We start from the raw sequence: 17,855 nt of genomic DNA on the forward strand, positions 1-17,855 counted from the left end.
TGGGGTGCTGACGATCCCCAAAGAGAACATTATGCCGGATTGGAACGGCGCTGGCGGGTTCTGTTACGTGGCGCACCGTTACTGCTGCCTGCTGGTTTTGCACCAGCCGCAGAACCGGGACAACGCGGGCCGCTGGACGGCCGACGCTCTGCACCATCACCGTTCCCACGGTTCGCGCCACCTGACGAGGCCCTGCGTTCGCCATCATTGCAACGGTTGCCGCCGGAACGGCGCTGCGGCGCACCGCGACCACCGTCCTGCTGACGCCCATTCTGAATCGGCTCCGCTTTAATTGACGGGTCCGGCTCAAAGCCTTCCAGTGCGATACGGGGGATCTCACGTTTCAGCAGGCGCTCAATATCACGCAGCAGCTTATGCTCATCGACACAAACCAGCGACAGCGCTTCGCCAGTTGCAGCCGCACGTCCGGTCCGGCCAATGCGGTGTACGTAATCTTCCGGCACGTTGGGCAGTTCATAGTTCACCACGTGCGGCAGTTCAGAAATATCAATACCGCGAGCCGCAATGTCGGTGGCCACCAGCACGCGAATTTTACTATCTTTAAAATCACTCAGCGCACGGGTCCGCGCCCCCTGGCTCTTATTGCCGTGGATTGCAGCGGCGGTGATACCGTCTTTATTCAGCTGTTCGGCCAGATGGTTGGCACCGTGCTTGGTGCGAGTAAATACCAGCACCTGCTGCCAGTTATCCCTTCCGATCATTAGGGACAACAGTTCCCGCTTGCGTTTCTTATCAACAAAATGCACATGTTGCGTCACCTGCTCGGAAGCAGTGTTGCGGCGGGCGACTTCCACCTGCTCAGGGTTATGCAGCAGTTTTTCCGCCAGTGTCTTAATCTCATCGGAAAAGGTGGCGGAGAACAGCAGGTTCTGACGTTTTGCAGGCAGCTTTGCCAGCACACGACGGATATCGTGGATAAAACCCATATCCAGCATCCGGTCAGCTTCATCCAGCACCAGAATTTCGACTTTAGAAAGATCCAGCGCGTTCTGGTGTTCCAGATCCAGCAGACGTCCGGGGGTGGCAATCAGTACATCCACACCGCCCCGCAGCTTCATCATTTGCGGATTAATGCTGACGCCACCAAATACCACCAGCGAACGAAGGTTAAGGTATTTGCTGTAGTCCTGGACGTTTTCGCCAACCTGAGCCGCCAGCTCACGAGTGGGGGTAAGGATGAGCGCCCGAACCGGGCGACGGCCTTTCTGATTGCTTTCCGTGCTGCTTAATCGCTGTAACAGCGGCAGGGTAAATCCGGCGGTTTTACCCGTGCCGGTCTGGGCGCTGGCCATAAGGTCACGCCCCGCCAACACGACGGGGATAGCCTGGAGCTGAATGGGGGTCGGCTGGTTGTAGCCCTGTTCCGTAACAGCACGCAAAATATCGGCATTCAGGCCGAGAGAATCAAATGACATAAAATTGACTGACTCCGGATCCGCCCTGACCGCCTGAGGCAGTGTAGTTTCCAGGGGGATATGTGACGCCAGGCACTGCCTGACGCTTGAAAGGGGGCACAAACTACTGTGCGTGAGTGGCGGATTGTATCAGAAATTTAAACAGTAAAGAGAGCATTTCTTTTGCAATGCGCTGAGATGAGAAAATAAGCTAAGTCCGCATGTCTGAAAGCACAGGCAGGGTTATGAATTCGCGCTTTGACTACACCCGGGTTATTGAAAGAAGAAATCAGAAAGACGGACCGCCATAAAGGTGGTCCGTGGTGCATCAGCGCTGGCGAGAGCGAACCGTCTCTTTAGCCAGCAGCGAAACCACAGCGGGCCCGGTCAGCATCAGCACCCCTGCGATACCCAGCAGCAGGTTGTTGTGAATCACCCGGGAAAGCAGGTAAAGCACCAGCATGGCCGCCCCGAAATAGTACGTGGTAGTCACGTCCTCGAGGAAGTCACCCGTCCGACGAAAGCCCGTCAGACGCTGGGTGAGTAACATAGCAGCAAACACACCTGCGTAAAGCGTCAGCAGGACTATACTGACATACAATAGCGCCAGGTGTTTCCATCCCAAGACCAGTGCAGCAATCAGCATCAGGTGTAGCATTATGTGTATCCAAGTTTGTCCTGTGACAATCTGAACACGATTAGACCATTTCATTAGTTTCTCCTGGCAAACCCAACCGGGGTTTGCCCAGCTTTGTTAACGCAATTGGTGAAAACGAATTTCCTCAGATTAACGCAATTTTCGGATAATGCCGCAAAGTTCGCGGCTCGTCGCCACTGTTTTGTGACAAAGACTACACTTTATTCTTCACTTTTCGAAGAAGGAACCCGCACAGTATGCCACAAAAGTCGCAAGGATTTTCATTAATAGTCCTGACGTCCAGGCTTTAGTCTCTCCACTCGCCGTTTATCCTGCCTAAGCCAGCTGATGCAGGCGTACCGGGCGCAACCGCTGTCGCGGTCGGGGGAACGGGTCAAGGGTTTGCCTGCGGGCGGCAGGGGCGCTCAACAACTGGCAACGCAGCCCTGCATAAAAGAGCAGAATAAAGAGATATTCAGTCGTAGATCAGGGCGCCCGGTCCGTGCCTTCCTTGCCCGCCACCCCTGCTGCCAGCAGCCATCCGCCCCCCTTCCTCTGACGCGCTGGTAGCATCGGTTTGATCGTGCCGCTGGCAGTGGATACTCGCCTGTGAAAACGCTCTGACGTGACGGCAACCGGCAGTGACAGCCGATGGTATGGCGCATACTCTGCTATATTGCTGGCGCGCTATATGTGCTTAGAAAGTCAGGCGAAAAAAATGAGAGGAAAAAATGTGCAACAGGAAGTCATAAAAAACGAATCAACCTTGCAGGGCAGCGACCGCCGCCCTGCAAACACCGTCAGCGACGATTTCCGAAAATACGCAGCAGCATCAGGAACAGGTTAATGAAGTCCAGATAGAGAGTTAGCGCCCCCATGATGGAGTAACGACGCAGATTTTCTTTATCATTAACATTGATCCCTTCCCCAATATTCTTCAGCTTTTGGGTGTCCCAGGCGGTCAACCCCGCAAACACCAGCACACCAATATAGGTGACAGCCCACATCAACGGGGTGCTTTTCAGCCAGATATTGACCAGCGAGGCCAGCACAATACCGATCAGCACCATAAATAAAACACTGCCCATGCGGCTGAGGTCGCGTTTGGTGGTGTAGCCCCAAAAACTCATCACCCCAAACATGCCGCCGGTAACCACAAAGGTACTGGCTATGGAGGAGTCAGTATAAACAAGGAAGATGCTGGCGAGGGTTAATCCCGTTAACGCCGAGTACAGCATAAACAGGCCGGTCGCTAACGCGCCACTCAGCTTATGCACCATGCCGGAGAGCAAAAATACCAGCCCCAACTGAACAATAATCAGGCCGTAAAACGTAATGCGATTAGCGAAAACCAGCTCCATCACCGCAGGCGTGTTGGCCGCAAACCATGAAACAAACGCCGTCAGTAAAAGCCCGCAGGTCATCCAGCCGTACACCTGCGCCATATAGGTTTGTAGCCCGGTACTGGCTGACGAAACCATAGAACCACCAGCACGTTGATATCTGTCCATGATGCTCCCCTTTTAAATGTTAACGAATGAAGAAACGGTAAACACTGAGTCTGGCACAGTCTGCCCGACTCAGGCCAGCTCCTTCACTTTTTTTTCGCCGGCCCCTAGCTCACGGAACAGCCAGCCCCCTGCATCTCCACGCACAGGCAGACGTTACCCAGCGGGCCACCTTTCAGCCTGGGCTACGCTCCCGTCCTTCCCGCGCGAGGCAGCGTTGATAACGCCCGTCGACGCGCTGCGCAAACCAGGCAGTGGTGAGGTTGCGGGTGATTTTCGGGCTTTCAAGCCTGATTCCCGGCAGCATCTCCCGCGGCAAGGTTTTTCCTGCATCCTTATCTGCCAGCGCGAACACCTGCTGCCATAAAGCGGTTTTCTCAAATGCCAGCGTCTGGCTCTTTTCCAGCGCACGACGAATCTCCCTGTTGCTCATATCCAGACGTTTAGCCAGGGTGCGCACTGCCAGTTCAGTGGAACCTGCCGCATCGGTGTCGTACTGTATCAAATCACCATCAAGCGCCAGTTTAATACCGCTGAGACGGACAACCGCCGCCTGAAAGGCCGCATTACGGCTGGCATACCATCCCGCGTTGAAGTCAGCAAAGCGATAGAGAGGGCGGCTGTAATCTGCCGGATAGCCGAGAAGATGCAGCGTGCCAAACCAGACGCCTCCACGGCGGCTGAATACTTCCCGCTGCAGCGTACCGTCCACAGGCCAGGGATAGCCGCTGGCATGCGCTTCGGCAAACGCTACGCTGACCTGCATCGGTCCTCCGGTATGGACCGGGTTAAGCCTGCCAAATAACCTCTGACCCAGCGGGACTATATTGATAAAATCGTCGAAAATCGCACTCAGCTCTTTTTCATTTTTCACATGGTCAAGCCGTTCAGCATAGCTTTTGCCATCGGGGGAATTAATCATCAGCGCTGCGCGCACCAGCATGGCCGGGATATGCAGCTTCGCCGCGCGTCTGTCAATTTCACCCCAGGCGATTTTTGGCAGACCGGGTACGCTGGCATCGGCGTTAAAACCCGACTCCTGGTCAGCGACGGCAATCACCGCGCACAGATTACTGACGGAAGGATCGATACCCTGTCCGTTAAATGCCGCCAGAATATCATTGCTCCAGCCCTGGCGGTCGTTCACCTGCGGCGGCAGCAGCTGATTGATCTGTGCTTTGACCTCAGCCGGACGTTTTTGCGGTTTTTTATCGGCGGTTTTGCTACTGCATCCTGCCAGTACCAGCAGCGCCAGTAGCGCCAGGGGTTTTACGATGGCGTAATTCATTATTTTCCTTATCACCGTCTGCAGCAGCAGACTGTTTTATTACCTGCATAACACGGCCACCCAATGCTGACCTGTTGAAACAGCCCACAGACAATGACGGTTTCTCATGCCTCAGGCACAGGGTAAAAATCAATACCGGGAAGGTTTGCCTTCTGGCTTTTTCATCGCGTGTAGTGGTTAACGAAGATACCCGCACCCTTCCTGTCGGGCCAGCCCGGTATGCCGAACGCCTTCCGTCGCCAGGACAACAGTCATCAGCGGCACAGGGCCAGGCCGCTATTTCCAGCGTGCGGCGGCCTGCTGGTCGCTCTCGCGGGAAGCCAGCCAGCGTTCACCTTCTGTCGTGACTTCACGTTTCCAGAAAGGCGCCCGCGTTTTCAGTTGATCCATCAGAAATTCGGCCACGGCGAAGGCAACGGCCCGGTGCGCGCTGCTAACGCCAACCAGCACAATGGCCTCGCCTGGCAACATCTCCCCGGTGCGGTGGATCACGATAATGCGCCCAGGCGACCAGCGATGACGGGCCTCACCGACGATATCTGCCAGCACTTTTTCCGTCATCCCCGGGTAGTGTTCCAGCGTCAGCACAGCAACAGGATCGTCAAGGTTGTGGTTACGCACTTTGCCGGTAAAGGTCACTACCGCCCCGTCTTTATCATCAGCTGAAAGCCAACCACAGGCTTCATCCATTGCAAAAGGCGCGGGGCCGACAACGATTCGTGTTTCCAACTTAACCTCCTGTAACCGGGGGAAAGAAGGCAACTTCGTCCCCGGGTGAAAGCGGATGCTTTGCTGAAACCAGCGTTTGATTCACCGCCGTCAGCACCCTGCCCGGCTCCAGTGCCAGCGCCCAGCGTTCACCTTTTGCTGCCAGTGCGCAACGCAGCGCTTCCACCGTCGCGTACTCCGCCGCTACGGTAAGGCTGGCGGTGTTGGTCAGCTCGCGCACCTGTGCAAAAAACAGGACGTTAATCATGGCACTTCGCCTGATAATCACCTGATTTTCCACCAAGCTTACTCAACAGGCGGCAGGATTCGATGCTGATATCTTTTTGTGCCGCTTTGCACATATCGTAGATGGTCAGTGCTGCCACCGACGCCGCCGTTAACGCCTCCATTTCCACGCCGGTTTTACCGGTCAGACGACAGAGGGATTCAATTCGTACCCGACTGTTTGCCGTATCGGCCTGTAACGACACCTCGACTTTGCTTAACAGTAGAGGGTGACACAGTGGGATCAGTTCCCAGGTGCGCTTTGCCGCCTGGATACCCGCGATGCGCGCCGTGGCGAACACATCGCCTTTGTGATGGCGACCTTCAACAATCATGCTGAGGGTTTCAGGATTCATCAGCACAAAAGCTTCCGCTCTGGCCTCCCGTGCGGTGTCATTTTTTGCTGAAACGTCCACCATATGAGCTTCTCCGGCGGCGTTGAGGTGGGTAAGTTGCGACATGGTTCAGGGCTTCTTCAGGTGAGAAACGAAGTTACAGGGGCGCGTGCGGGCATCCAGCTGTTCACGAATAATGCTTTCCCAGGCGCTCTGGCAAGCACCCGTAGAACCGGGAATCGCACAAATCAGCGTCTGATTAGCGATTCCCGCTACCGCCCGCGACTGCAGGGTGGCCGTGGCGATTTCCTCATAGGAGATCATCCGAAAAAGTTCGCCAAATCCATCTATTTCCCGGTCAAACAGCGGTAGCAGCGCTTCCGGTGTGCTGTTTTTGGGGTAAAAGCCAGTTCCGCCGTTCACAATAACAACCTGTATCCGATCACTGGCAATCCAGCCTGATACTCGTGCGCGAATTTGATAGCGGTTATCCGCCACCCGCGCCCGATCAGCAAGCGCATGTCCTTCCTCGAGGAGCGCCCTCTGCAACCAGTCGCCAGAGGTATCCTCTGGGAGATCGCTGCTGTCCGATACGGTCAGCAGCGCGATATGAAGCGGCATAAATTCAGCCGTGGATTTTGCCATCATTGACGTCCTTAAGATTAACCACCGATACTGGAGAAATTCTGAGTGATGCCGGTATTGCCCTGATGCAAAAAATGCGTCTGCTTTTTACCCAGCAGTGCCGCAGTGATGCGCGTCTGCAGCGCGTTAAGCTGGTGGTCACCGACCAGTAAATCACGCAAGGGTATGCCTCCCTCACCGAACAGACAGAGATGCAGTTTTCCCGTTGCCGAGACGCGAAGGCGGTTACAGCTGGCACAAAAATCTTTTTCATAAGGCATGATTAGCCCCACCTCACCTTGGTAGTCCGCATGGCGAAACACCTGAGCCGGGCCATCGCTGCGGCCGCGAGGCTGGCAAACCCAGCCCTCGGACAACAGCTCGTCACGGATAACCGCTCCGGCAATGTGCTGCTGGCGAAACAGTTCCCCACCGTCACCCGTTTCCATCAGTTCAATAAAGCGCAGCTGGATGGGGCGATGGCGGATCCATTCCAGAAAGGTATGCAGGCTGTGGCGGTTGATATGTCTCATCAACACCATGTTCACTTTCACTTTACTGAATCCGGCGGCAAAAGCCGCGTCAATGCCGTTCATTACCTGATGAAATTTGTTCTGCCCGGTGATGGCGTGAAACTGCCTGGCATCCAGACTGTCAATGCTGACGTTGAGCGAGGTCAGTCCCGCCTTACGCCACGCCGCCACGTCACGCGCCAGTCGGTATCCGTTGGTGGTGACCGCCAGCTGATGAATACCAGCATGTTCACGTACCGCGGCGATGATGTCGGTAAAGTCACGGCGCATGGTCGGCTCACCACCGGTAAGGCGGACTTTTTCCGTGCCCGCCGTGGCAAAGGCCCGGGTCACGCGTGCGATCTCATCCACAGAGAGAAAACCCTCACCGACTTTGCCATGGGGTTTGTAGCCCTCGGGCAGGCAGTAATTGCAACGAAAATTGCACACGTCGGTAATGGATAAACGAAGGTAATAAAACCTGCGCGCGAAGTTATCAGTAAATTGTTGCACCAGGACACCTTTCCAGAAACGGACGATGCGCTATAGCGTTGTGCATCTTCATGTTGCGGTCACCTCATCCGGGCATTACGCCGGATATGGCGGCTACGTTTGCTCTGCCACATGTCGGTCAGCTCGGGTAGCGAGATAATACCGCTATTGAGCAGGCCTGACCAGTTCACACCAGCACCACACATTTTGATATTTATCTTTTTTTCATCCACACCCTGCGGCAAGTCAGCGTAGAATACACAAATGCAGCCAGACCATTTCCCGTCATGCCCTAACATTTGGATATAAACTTATGCGCAACCGTTCGTTAGCCGATCTTGATCGCGTCGTCGCTCTGGGTGGTGGTCACGGCCTGGGCCGCATCATGTCCGCCCTTTCTTCATTAGGCTCGCGCCTTACCGGTATTGTGACCACCACCGATAATGGCGGTTCTACCGGACGTATTCGTCGCTCCGAAGGCGGCATTGCCTGGGGCGATATGCGCAACTGTCTGAACCAGTTGATTACTGAACCCGGCGTGGCTTCCGCCATGTTCGAATACCGCTTTTCCGGCAATGGCGAACTCGCCGGACATAACCTGGGTAATTTGATGCTAAAAGCGCTGGATCATCTCAGCGTGCGGCCGCTGGAAGCCATTAATCTGATCCGTAATCTGTTAAAGGTAGACGCTTTTCTGATACCCATGTCCGAACAGCCTGTTGATCTGATGGCAGTCGATACACTGGGCAATCAGATTTATGGAGAAACCGCCATCGATCAGCTGCAGTTGCCGCCACTGGAAATGATGCTGTCGCCGATGGTCAATGCCACGCGTGAAGCGATTGAGGCCATCGGCGAAGCAGATTTGATCCTGATTGGGCCAGGGAGCTTTTATACCAGCCTGATACCGATACTGCTTATACCCGAAATGACTCAGGCGCTGCGCCGGACCCCGGCCACCATGATCTTTATCGGTAACCTGGGAAAAGAATTGAGCCCCGCAGCGGCACAGCTTACGCTGGCTGACAAACTGATTATGATGGAAAAATACATCGGCAAGAAAGTGATTGACGCGGTGGTGGTCAGCCCATTTATGGATACGCTTAATGTGACTGATCGGCTGATTGTTCAGGAACCGCTTCAGGCTGCGGATATTCAGTATCGCCACGACCGTCAACTCCTGCACGTTGCGCTGGAACATGCGATTCAGTTATTGGGCTGAGGAATAATGCACGGTCAGGGCTTTTCGTGATGGCATCAGGCGAGCGACTTTATCTGTTCGCTAAGGGGCTGGCATACCGGACGATGCGCAATTATCCTGCTTCGCTTCGGCTCTCAGCCAATATCATCATGACGTGATAAACAGGTTCGCAGAAAGCCTCACGCACCGGGTCCCCCATCACATTCTGCTCTGATGCTCAATCAGTGCAAAAAACACATCGCGCAGCACGTCGCGGGCAGCGCGGTTTTCGGGGCTGCCTGACTCTCGCCACAAATCGTATTGAACCATCGCGGATACGGGTACTTCCGTTACACATTTCCCCGTAAACGAAATGCAGTACCATTACCATGCCGAAATAAAAAAACCTGCACAGCGGCAGGCTTTTACGGGATAGATTCCGGGACTGGATAACAGTATGCATAAAGTATTCTGGCTAAAGGTTCGTGCTGTTAACGCAGGCGTGACACTATCGCAGCGTTCAGGAAGCCGCGATAAACAGCTCGCGCAGCTGATGCAGCCGATCACGCACCTGGGCCGCCTCTTCAAACTCCAGATTCCTCGCATGCTCCTGCATTTTTGCTTCAAGCTGCTGAATCTGTTTTTGCAGGCCTTTCGGCGACATATCCATCACCGCCGCATCCTCTTCCACTATGCTGCGCGAGGCTTTACCACGGGTTTTGTTTTTACTCTTGCCAATTCCCTGACCCAGCTCAAGAATATCCGCGATTTTCTTGTTCAGCCCCTGTGGAACGATGCCCTTCTCCTGATTATAAAGCGTCTGCTTTTCACGCCGCCGTTCCGTTTCGCCTATCGCTTTTGCCATGGACGGCGTGATCCTGTCACCATACAAGATCGCCTTGCCATTAACGTTACGCGCCGCGCGGCCAATAGTCTGTATCAGCGAACGTTCAGAACGCAGGAAGCCTTCTTTGTCGGCATCGAGAATAGCAACCAGCGACACTTCCGGCATATCCAGCCCTTCTCTTAGCAGGTTGATCCCTACCAGCACATTGAACTTGCCCAGCCTCAGGTCGCGGATGATCTCCACACGCTCTACGGTGTCAATGTCCGAATGCAGATAGCGCACCCGTTCGCCGTGCTCTTCCAGATATTCGGTGAGATCTTCCGCCATTCGCTTGGTCAGAACGGTCACCAGCACCCGCTCGTTAATCACCACCCTTTTACGGATTTCGGAGAGCAGATCGTCCACCTGGGTAGCAACGGGTCTCACTTCAACCAGTGGGTCAAGCAGCCCGGTTGGGCGCACCACCTGATCGATCACGTCTCCGCCTGACTTTTCCAGCTCGTAATTACCCGGCGTCGCGGAAACGTAAATAGTTTGCGGAGCCAGCGCTTCAAATTCTTCAAACTTCATCGGACGGTTATCCAGCGCGGACGGCAGGCGAAAACCGTACTCAACCAGGGTTTCCTTCCTGGCCCGGTCACCGCGATACATCCCGCCAATTTGTGGAATGGTGACATGGGATTCGTCAATGACCAGCAGGCCGTCGGCGGGCAAATAATCAAACAGCGTCGGTGGCGGCTCACCCGGCCCGCGCCCCGACAGATAGCGGGAATAGTTTTCAATGCCTGAGCAGTAGCCCAGCTCGTTCATCATTTCCAGATCGAACTGTGTGCGCTGCGAGATCCGCTGTTCTTCCAGCAGCTTGTTATTGTCCAGCAGCGTTTTGCGGCGATCCACCAGTTCAAGTTTGATCTCTTCCATCGCCTGAAGAATACGTTCACGCGGGGTGACGTAATGCGTCTTCGGATAAATGGTATAGCGTGGGATTACCGAGCCGATCTGCCCGGTCAGCGGGTCAAAGATAGACAGGCGCTCGACTTCTTCATCAAACAGCTCGACGCGCAACGCGTAATCGTCAGACTCTGCTGGGAAGATATCAATGACTTCGCCGCGCACGCGAAAGGTGCCTCGCTGGAAAGCCTGATCGTTGCGGGTATACTGTAGTTCGGCCAGCCGACGTAAAATGGCCCGCTGGTCGATGACCATTCCCCGCGTCAGATGCAGCATCATCTTCAGGTAGAGGTCCGGGTCGCCGAGGCCATAAATAGCGGAGACTGACGCTACAACAATGACGTCCCGCCGCTCAAGCAGCGCTTTGGTCGCTGACAGCCGCATCTGTTCAATATGTTCATTAACCGATGCATCTTTTTCGATGAAGGTGTCAGAACTCGGAACGTAGGCTTCCGGCTGATAGTAGTCATAGTAGGAAACGAAATATTCCACCGCGTTATCTGGAAAAAATTCCTTCATCTCACCGTAAAGTTGGGCTGCTAAGGTTTTATTGGGTGCAAGCACCATAGTCGGGCGATTGAGGTCGGCGATGACGTTGGCCACGGTAAAGGTTTTACCCGATCCGGTCACACCAAGCAGCGTCTGGTGCGCCAGACCATTTTCAAGCCCCTCTTCCAGAAGACGGATAGCCTCCGGCTGATCGCCAGAAGGATTGAAATCGGACTTAAGTTTAAAGACTTTGCTCATTGCATGAGGACTCGCTGAAGAATGATACCGACCGGGATCTGATTTTACTCTGCATGGTCAATTTTGCCAGCAAATAATACTGGATACATAAACAGTATTATTACATAATGCACCTGCAATGATTGTGAAGCGTCGTGGGACAGCAGAGCAAAACGTATTCGGTCAGAAATCCAGAAAATTATCCCCAGCCATCCCAGGTTTTTAACATTTGTCAATATGCCATGGCAAAATAATCCGGTGAAAACCCTGGTCGATTCGGCGCAGCTTGCTTTTAATTAATTATTTGAATAATAAAGAAAATTATATTTTGGCAGCTTTAAAAGCAATATAAGCTCAGGCCGCGCCCACTCTCGTTTCCCGCAGGTTTTCATCTGTTCATACACAAGCTTATCCACAGGAATAGTGGATAACTGATTACAGCGCCTGAGCCATCTGCTGTGGGTAATCTGTTAAGTCCCGACCTGTCTGGTCGTAAATATTTTTTTTGAATTTTTTTTGTCCCGGTTATGACCAAATTTGCAGATGAGAAGCACATTCAGCGTATAAGAACCATCTTTTTTTGCCATTTTTTCACGCTGCCTGAGCGCCCAACGGGACAGTATCTTTGTCAAAAGTAATCAGTACCAGGCACCATAAGAGTGCAAATGAAAATGACCTGGGGCAATTGTTTAACAACTCTGACTATTTTCGCCATTTACTATTAGCGCCAACAGGGCGTTGGCGCTAATAGTAAATGGCATATTAATTGCACTATCTTACTGGTCGCCTCAGCATACGACGCCATAGTACGTCAGGCAATGAAGAACGTATGAAATGTCGCGGAAAGCCGATGCGTTCAGGTGAGATCATACCGGGTGTTTATGAAGGAGAGTGTCAGATGCTGAGTTTGCGTTCAATCAATCAGTTTTACGGGCAAAACCATATTCTGTGGGATGTAGATCTGGATTTACCAGCTGGCACCTGCACTGGCGTGGTTGGTCAGCCGGGGATGGGTAAAACAACGCTGGTGAATTGCATCATGGGCCACCTGCCCATTAACAGCGGCTCGATGACATGGCAGGAAGCCAATCTGCCTCCTCAGAACTTACTGTTGCAGCCCGTCGAACGGCGGGCCGCGCTCGGCATTGGCTATGTCCCTCAGGGGTGTCAGATTTTCTCCCAACTCAGCGTGGAAGAAAACCTGCAAATCGCCCTGCTTGCCGGGGCTGGACACCATCGGCATCGTGCGATTCCTCAGATGATCTACGATCTTTTTCCCGCGCTTTATTCTTTGCGGCATCACCGGAGCGGCGAATTGCCGCTGGATCAGCAGCAACAGCTGGTGCTGGCCAGAGCGCTGGTGTTAAAGCCTAAATTGCTGATTCTGGATGAGCCAACCGATGGGATGTCTCCATGGCTGGAGGAGGAAATGGGCAATCTTATCCACAGGCTGAATCATGATTTCGGCCTGACAATCCTGCTTCTGGAACAGCGGATTTCTTTTATTCGCCGCGTGGCCGATTATTTTTTGCTGCTGCACAGGGGACGCAATGTCGCCCATGGCAAAGTGACCGATTTGAATCAGCGGATTATCGACACATGGCTCACCGCCTCATAATGATTTGAGAACATTTAACGGGCAGCATGCCAAAGGCGAGCATCAGCGATGCCCCCCTTTATGTATCCCTGCCTGAAAAGCAGTGCCGCATGAACAGCAGAAAATCAGTAACAGAATGGCCTTGCGGGTTACTCAGGCGTCTAACAAACAGCACTGTTTCCATCGGGGACAACGCAGTGAATGGAAAACATTTCAGAGAAAGCGTGTATCCATATTATAAAAGCAACCTGTTAACGTAATGCGATATAACGCCTGAAGCCACCACGGAGTTATTATTGCTATCGCAGTAAAAAACCAGCGCCGCCTGGCATAAAGATTAATGAAAACCCGTACCGCCACAGCAATAATGACTTACTCTGACAGGCTGCTGAAAAACAATGTTATTCCGATACGTTATTATTTTATTTCACACGCTTTCGCTTTCCATTTCCCCCAGGGAAAGCGGCTCCTGAAATGCGTTAATACCATACAGTTGACCATGATCTTTTTCCATTGCTGATACCATCTTGCCATCAACGCAGACCCTTTCATCCTCTAATAAATCGAACGTACTATTCGGCGTCCTCGAACAACCTGTAATAAACCCACAAAGCGAAAATCCTGTGCCAGAAAGCATCCCTCTGGCGGATGGCTGGTGCAAAGGAGAGTAATTATATTCATCGTTACCATTTTTTACTGACGACAGCTTTTCCGGGATGACTTTATTATGGTTATAATCCTGATTAGACCCGGATAGTTGATAAGTAAAATTGTGGTGTCGCGGTACAGGGGGGATCACAATTGGCTTTAACGGCATTTTTCTCATCCTTTCATTTACGTGAAAAGCAGTAGTGATTAAAACCGTTGATTATAATTAATTATGGTGATGGTTGCGCAGCGCATTTTTTCAAAAATCGTGATTATTCATTCATCGTTCAGCGGACCTGTTACCTTATCCGTTCAACCCACAACTTCATGGCGAAGAAAATTCAAAAGCAAGCTAACAAAACAGTATATATGTATTAAAAACCTTGATTAATTCAAGACAGAAACCCATTTTCAGGCTGGATTTCCGTCCTTAAGACTACGCGAAACGAAGATGTTTTGGCAGGACTATTCAGGCAGGCTGAGATACTGCCCTAACCTGTCAAGATCAGCGGGGTCGATCAGATGGGGGATTTCCCCCAGCATCGGTGCCATCAGATGCTGCCGTAACCAGGCCAGATATTCAGCATGTCGCCTGCCCGCAGGCTGCACACCATTGGCAATCCATCCTGCAAGACGCAGCCCGGATGCCTCAATGGCGCGTGCGGTAAGCATCGCATGATTAATACAGCCCAATCGAATCCCTACCACCAGCACCACTGGCAGTTGCTCCTGCACCACCCAGTCGGCAAAGCTGGCACGGGCAGAAAGCGGAGTAAACCAGCCACCGGCACCTTCCGTCAATACCCAGTCGGCCTGGCGAGTCAGTTTTGTCAGTCCGGCTGAAAGCTGAGAAAAAAGGATCGGCCGCTGCTCAACTTCACTGACAATATGGGGTGAGGTTGGCTCTGAAAAAGCCAGCGGATTGATGTCGTCATAGGGCAGCGACAGCGCGCTGTTGCGTTGCAGCGCCAGTGCGTCACCATTGCGAAGCCCTTCCGGCGTCATCTCACAGCCGGATGCGACCGGCTTATAGCCAACGGCACAAAAACCCGCCGCCCGCGCCGCCTGTAATAACGCCTGACTGGCAACGGTTTTACCCACTTCCGTATCTGTTCCGGTAATAAACCAGCGTTTAGTCACAATGAATTACTCCATACGCCAGATGGTAACTGAGCAGAAAACCGCGTCGGTCCTGCGGCCAGTGTTGTGCCAGTTGCTGCAGTCGACGGCGACTGAGCAACATCCCGTTGCGTCCCTGATGCAGATGGGTGGCCCCAATCCCCTTCAGCGAGCGCAGCGCGCTGAGTACGTCAGGAAAGCCCTGCGTCAGGGTTTGATAATGCCACTGCACCGGCAGCAATTTTCCTGACTGGCACATGTCATCAACGCTGAGAAAGCAATTAACCGGTACGACTGAGTCCAGCCCTCGCCAGGCAATATTAAGTTCATTAAGGGATCCGGCGGCAAGCGTGGAAAACAGCACCTGGCCCCCTGGTCGCGTCACCCTGTAAAGTTCATGCAGAGCCAGACTCAAATCGCTGCACCATTGCACGGCAAGGTTGCTCCAGCAGAGATCAAAACACGGTTGCGCAAACGGCAAGGCTTCAATATCACCCGTTAGATAACGATCGGCGGCCTGCTGTGATTGAGCCTGAAGTAACATCTCGGCTGACAAATCCAGCGCAGTGACCTCGTTTCCGGCGTAACGCCAGCGCTGGCTGAACCAGCCGGTTCCGCAGCCCGCATCCAGCACATTCTGCCCCTGCCGTTGACGGGCATAGCGGGCCAGCTGCTCACCGCTGCTACGTTGCAACCCCGCGTAGCGATCATAGCCAGAGGCCGCCCGGCCAAATGCCCTGGCGACAGCCTGTTTATTAACGATGTGCGTCATGCAGCACCTCCAGCAAATGGTGAATATCCTCTGGCTGATGGCAGGCATTAAGGGTGATGCGCAGCCTGGCGGTACCCGGCGACACCGTCGGTGGCCGGATGGCGGTTAGCCAGAATCCCCGTTGCCGCAGGCTTTCCGCCAGCGTCATCGCACGCTGCTCATCGCCAATGATAAGTGGCTGAATCGCTGTGGTGGATGGCGCGACAGTCATCCCCAGCTGTCCGGCACCTTCGCGGAACAGCCGGATGTTTTGACGCAGCCGCTGCCGCAGTTCATCTCCCTGCTGAATGCAGGAAAGCGCGGTTTGCAAAGCGCAAACCTGCGCGGGCGGCATAGCGGTGCTGTAAATCAGGTGGCGGGCAAATTGCAACAGATAATCCGCCGTCTCCTCGCTGCATAACACTGCCGCTCCGCTAATGCCAAAAGCCTTGCCAAATGTCACCACCAGCAGTTCCGGCTGAACCTGCTGCTGCCAGCAGCTGCCTCTGCCCTGCTCGCCGCAGGTACCAATACCGTGTGCATCGTCCACCATTAACCAGCCTCCGTACTGGCAAGTAAGCCGGTGCAGTTCAGCCAGCGGCGCACGGTCGCCGTCCATACTGAAGACACCCTCGGTGACCACCAGCGTCTCTCCCGCCGGCGGCGAAATGCACAGCAGTTTTGCCAGCGACGCCGGCTGATTATGGGCAAAGCGCCGTAGCAGGGCCGGACTGAGGGCCGCAGCCTCAAGCAGCGAGGCATGGGCCAGCTTATCCGCCAAGATCCGGTCTTCTTTCGCAGCGAGCGCCGCAATCACCGCCTGATTAGCAGCAAAACCAGAAATAAACAGCAGCGCCTTCGGAAAGTCCAGCCAGTCGGCCAGCTGCTGTTCAAACTGCTGCTGAGGCTGACCATAGCCGGTGACGTGGGCGGATCCCCCTGCGCCAACGCCGTAGCGCGCCGCACCATTCTGCCAGGCAGCGATAATTCTGGCATCGTGGCTCAGACCAAGGTAATCATTTGCGGAAAAATTAAGATAGCGCCGCCCGTTAACGTAAAGCGTACGGGCATCCTCTGCCTGCATAGCACAGCGCTGGCGGAACTGACCTTTTTGTCGGCGGTTTTCCAGCGCGAGGCTGATACGGTGCGACCAGCTCATTTACAGCGCCGCGTTATAGAACAAATCGGCATCGGCCTGCATCAGCTGACCCGCCAGCGCCTGCTGCTGCTCGTTATCACCCGCCTCGGTGACAGTCTGTTTCGGGTTCAGGCCCAGCTTACGGAACAGTTGCAAATCTTTATCTTCTTCCGGGTTTGGCGTGGTCAGTAGTTTACAGCCGTAGAAAATGGAGTTCGCCCCGGCCATAAAACACATGGCCTGAGTCTGTTCACTCATCGACTCACGCCCTGCGGAAAGGCGCACATGCGACCCCGGCATCATAATGCGGGCCACAGCGATGGTGCGGATAAAGTCGAACGGATCAACATCATCATTGTCCGCCAGGGGCGTGCCTTTAACCTTGACCAGCATATTAATCGGCACGCTTTCCGGCTGCGTGGGCAGATTGGCCAGCTGCACCAGCAGCCCGGCACGGTCATTCACCGTTTCGCCCAGGCCAACAATACCGCCGGAACACACTTTAATCCCGGCATCCCGTACTTTACCCAGCGTATCCAGGCGTTCCTGATAGCTGCGCGTGGTAATAATGCTGCCGTAAAATTCCGGTGAGGTATCGAGGTTGTGATTGTAAAAATCCAGCCCGGCGCTGGCGAGACGTGCGGCCTGGTCCCCGCTCAGGGTACCCAGCGTCATGCAGGTTTCCAGCCCAATCGCCTTCACGCCTTTCACCATCTGCTCCAGGTAGGGCATATCGCGCTCGTGCGGGTTTTTCCATGCCGCCCCCATACAGAAACGGTCAGAACCGGCGGCCTTCGCCTTACGTGCAGAAGTCAGTACCTCTTCGACTTCCATCAGCCGCTCGGCTTCCAGTCCGGTTTTGTAATGCGCACTTTGCGGGCAGTATTTGCAGTCTTCCGGGCAGGCGCCGGTTTTGATCGACAGCAGCGTGCTGACCTGAACCTGACGGGGATCAAAATGCTGGCGATGCACCTGCTGTGCTTCGAACAACAGGTCGAGAAAAGGCTTATCAAACAGGGCCTGAGCCTGCGCGATTGTCCAGCGATTTGCCATTGCTTGCTCCAAAAAGAATTGGTCGTTTGTGGTTATTGCCT

Annotated in this window: 18 protein-coding genes; 2 read left to right on the top strand and 16 right to left on the bottom strand. The window is 54.0% G+C overall.

The annotated features are described in order from the left end of the window. Positions 1–29 precede the first annotated feature (29 nt). The 10 genes from rhlE to LU633_RS16315 form a co-directional block, all read right to left on the bottom strand. On the bottom strand, positions 30–1,436 hold the full coding sequence (gene rhlE, locus LU633_RS16270) for an ATP-dependent RNA helicase RhlE (protein WP_016189778.1): 1,407 nt from the start codon (positions 1,434–1,436) through the stop codon (positions 30–32). Between the two features lie 307 nt (positions 1,437–1,743). Then, entirely contained in the window at positions 1,744–2,127 is a 384-nt protein-coding gene (locus LU633_RS16275) for a YbhQ family protein (RefSeq protein WP_016189779.1), read from the bottom strand. 725 nt (positions 2,128–2,852) lie between these two features. Then, on the bottom strand, positions 2,853–3,563 hold the full coding sequence (locus LU633_RS16280; protein WP_016189780.1) for a Bax inhibitor-1/YccA family protein: 711 nt from the start codon (positions 3,561–3,563) through the stop codon (positions 2,853–2,855). Between the two features lie 172 nt (positions 3,564–3,735). Next, complete coding sequence (locus tag LU633_RS16285) at positions 3,736–4,848, bottom strand: DUF1615 domain-containing protein (protein ID WP_016189781.1); 1,113 nt, start codon at positions 4,846–4,848, stop codon at positions 3,736–3,738. A 276-nt stretch (positions 4,849–5,124) separates the two neighbouring features. Then, complete coding sequence (gene moaE / locus LU633_RS16290) at positions 5,125–5,538, bottom strand: molybdopterin synthase catalytic subunit MoaE (protein WP_046372257.1); 414 nt, start codon at positions 5,536–5,538, stop codon at positions 5,125–5,127. Positions 5,539–5,578: 40 nt separating this feature from the next. After that, the gene (gene moaD / locus LU633_RS16295; RefSeq protein ID WP_016189783.1) at positions 5,579–5,824 is read right to left on the bottom strand and encodes a molybdopterin synthase sulfur carrier subunit; all 246 of its coding nucleotides are present in this window, start codon (positions 5,822–5,824) and stop codon (positions 5,579–5,581) included. Then, positions 5,817–6,302 carry a cyclic pyranopterin monophosphate synthase MoaC gene (gene moaC / locus LU633_RS16300; RefSeq protein WP_016189784.1) on the bottom strand — a complete coding sequence of 162 codons (486 nt, stop codon included), beginning with the start codon at positions 6,300–6,302 and terminating at the stop codon, positions 5,817–5,819. Before moaC ends, moaD begins: the two co-directional genes overlap by 8 nt. Before the next feature lie 3 nt (positions 6,303–6,305). Next, positions 6,306–6,821 (bottom strand): molybdenum cofactor biosynthesis protein B, encoded by a 516-nt coding sequence (gene moaB / locus LU633_RS16305; RefSeq protein ID WP_016189785.1) that lies wholly within the window; start codon positions 6,819–6,821, stop codon positions 6,306–6,308. 17 nt (positions 6,822–6,838) lie between these two features. Beyond that, positions 6,839–7,828, bottom strand: a complete 990-nt coding sequence (moaA, locus tag LU633_RS16310; protein ID WP_087949661.1) for a GTP 3',8-cyclase MoaA — start codon at positions 7,826–7,828, stop codon at positions 6,839–6,841. A 56-nt stretch (positions 7,829–7,884) separates the two neighbouring features. Continuing rightward, positions 7,885–8,103, bottom strand: coding sequence for a hypothetical protein (locus LU633_RS16315; protein WP_016189787.1), 219 nt, complete (start codon positions 8,101–8,103; stop codon positions 7,885–7,887). Positions 8,104–8,117: 14 nt separating this feature from the next. On the opposite strand from LU633_RS16315, the gene LU633_RS16320 reads away from it, so the two are divergent. Beyond that, complete coding sequence (locus tag LU633_RS16320; protein WP_016189788.1) at positions 8,118–9,026, top strand: gluconeogenesis factor YvcK family protein; 909 nt, start codon at positions 8,118–8,120, stop codon at positions 9,024–9,026. Between the two features lie 478 nt (positions 9,027–9,504). On the opposite strand, the gene uvrB is transcribed toward LU633_RS16320, so the two are convergent. Further along, a complete protein-coding gene (uvrB, locus tag LU633_RS16325; RefSeq protein ID WP_016189789.1) occupies positions 9,505–11,529 on the bottom strand; it encodes an excinuclease ABC subunit UvrB in 2,025 nt (674 codons plus the stop codon). An 877-nt stretch (positions 11,530–12,406) separates the two neighbouring features. Here uvrB and LU633_RS16330 point away from each other — a divergent pair. After that, positions 12,407–13,126, top strand: coding sequence for an ABC transporter ATP-binding protein (locus LU633_RS16330; RefSeq protein ID WP_016189790.1), 720 nt, complete (start codon positions 12,407–12,409; stop codon positions 13,124–13,126). Between the two features lie 406 nt (positions 13,127–13,532). Here the strand turns inward: LU633_RS16330 and LU633_RS16335 are convergent, their stop codons facing one another. The 5 genes from LU633_RS16335 to bioB all read right to left on the bottom strand — a co-directional run bounded on the left by LU633_RS16335 (position 13,533) and on the right by bioB (position 17,814). Further along, a complete protein-coding gene (locus LU633_RS16335; RefSeq protein ID WP_152664179.1) occupies positions 13,533–13,922 on the bottom strand; it encodes a hypothetical protein in 390 nt (129 codons plus the stop codon). A gap of 296 nt (positions 13,923–14,218) precedes the next feature. Then, positions 14,219–14,893, bottom strand: coding sequence for a dethiobiotin synthase (gene bioD, locus LU633_RS16340; RefSeq protein ID WP_016189791.1), 675 nt, complete (start codon positions 14,891–14,893; stop codon positions 14,219–14,221). Next, positions 14,886–15,644: a malonyl-ACP O-methyltransferase BioC gene (gene bioC, locus LU633_RS16345; RefSeq protein ID WP_016189792.1), complete on the bottom strand. Its 759-nt coding sequence runs from the start codon at positions 15,642–15,644 to the stop codon at positions 14,886–14,888. Before bioC ends, bioD begins: the two co-directional genes overlap by 8 nt. Beyond that, complete coding sequence (gene bioF / locus LU633_RS16350; protein ID WP_016189793.1) at positions 15,628–16,782, bottom strand: 8-amino-7-oxononanoate synthase; 1,155 nt, start codon at positions 16,780–16,782, stop codon at positions 15,628–15,630. The genes bioC and bioF overlap by 17 nt, the downstream gene beginning before the upstream one ends. Further along, positions 16,783–17,814 (bottom strand): biotin synthase BioB, encoded by a 1,032-nt coding sequence (bioB, locus tag LU633_RS16355; RefSeq protein WP_016189794.1) that lies wholly within the window; start codon positions 17,812–17,814, stop codon positions 16,783–16,785. Positions 17,815–17,855: the final 41 nt, after the last annotated feature.

It is taken from the genome of Erwinia tracheiphila, from assembly GCF_021365465.1.
GTDB lineage: Bacteria > Pseudomonadota > Gammaproteobacteria > Enterobacterales > Enterobacteriaceae > Erwinia > Erwinia tracheiphila.

Coding starts and splice junctions, on each gene's coding strand:
- bioF (WP_016189793.1), bottom strand. CDS start 16,782: ATGAGCTGGTCGCACCGTATCAGCCTCGCGCTGGAAAACCGCCGACAA.
- LU633_RS16330 (WP_016189790.1), top strand. CDS start 12,407: ATGCTGAGTTTGCGTTCAATCAATCAGTTTTACGGGCAAAACCATATT.
- LU633_RS16320 (WP_016189788.1), top strand. CDS start 8,118: ATGCGCAACCGTTCGTTAGCCGATCTTGATCGCGTCGTCGCTCTGGGT.
- LU633_RS16335 (WP_152664179.1), bottom strand. CDS start 13,922: ATGCCGTTAAAGCCAATTGTGATCCCCCCTGTACCGCGACACCACAAT.
- rhlE (WP_016189778.1), bottom strand. CDS start 1,436: ATGTCATTTGATTCTCTCGGCCTGAATGCCGATATTTTGCGTGCTGTT.
- moaC (WP_016189784.1), bottom strand. CDS start 6,302: ATGTCGCAACTTACCCACCTCAACGCCGCCGGAGAAGCTCATATGGTG.
- LU633_RS16315 (WP_016189787.1), bottom strand. CDS start 8,103: ATGTTAGGGCATGACGGGAAATGGTCTGGCTGCATTTGTGTATTCTAC.
- bioC (WP_016189792.1), bottom strand. CDS start 15,644: ATGACGCACATCGTTAATAAACAGGCTGTCGCCAGGGCATTTGGCCGG.
- moaB (WP_016189785.1), bottom strand. CDS start 6,821: ATGGCAAAATCCACGGCTGAATTTATGCCGCTTCATATCGCGCTGCTG.
- bioB (WP_016189794.1), bottom strand. CDS start 17,814: ATGGCAAATCGCTGGACAATCGCGCAGGCTCAGGCCCTGTTTGATAAG.
- LU633_RS16275 (WP_016189779.1), bottom strand. CDS start 2,127: ATGAAATGGTCTAATCGTGTTCAGATTGTCACAGGACAAACTTGGATA.
- moaE (WP_046372257.1), bottom strand. CDS start 5,538: ATGGATGAAGCCTGTGGTTGGCTTTCAGCTGATGATAAAGACGGGGCG.
- uvrB (WP_016189789.1), bottom strand. CDS start 11,529: ATGAGCAAAGTCTTTAAACTTAAGTCCGATTTCAATCCTTCTGGCGAT.
- moaD (WP_016189783.1), bottom strand. CDS start 5,824: ATGATTAACGTCCTGTTTTTTGCACAGGTGCGCGAGCTGACCAACACC.
- LU633_RS16285 (WP_016189781.1), bottom strand. CDS start 4,848: ATGAATTACGCCATCGTAAAACCCCTGGCGCTACTGGCGCTGCTGGTA.
- LU633_RS16280 (WP_016189780.1), bottom strand. CDS start 3,563: ATGGACAGATATCAACGTGCTGGTGGTTCTATGGTTTCGTCAGCCAGT.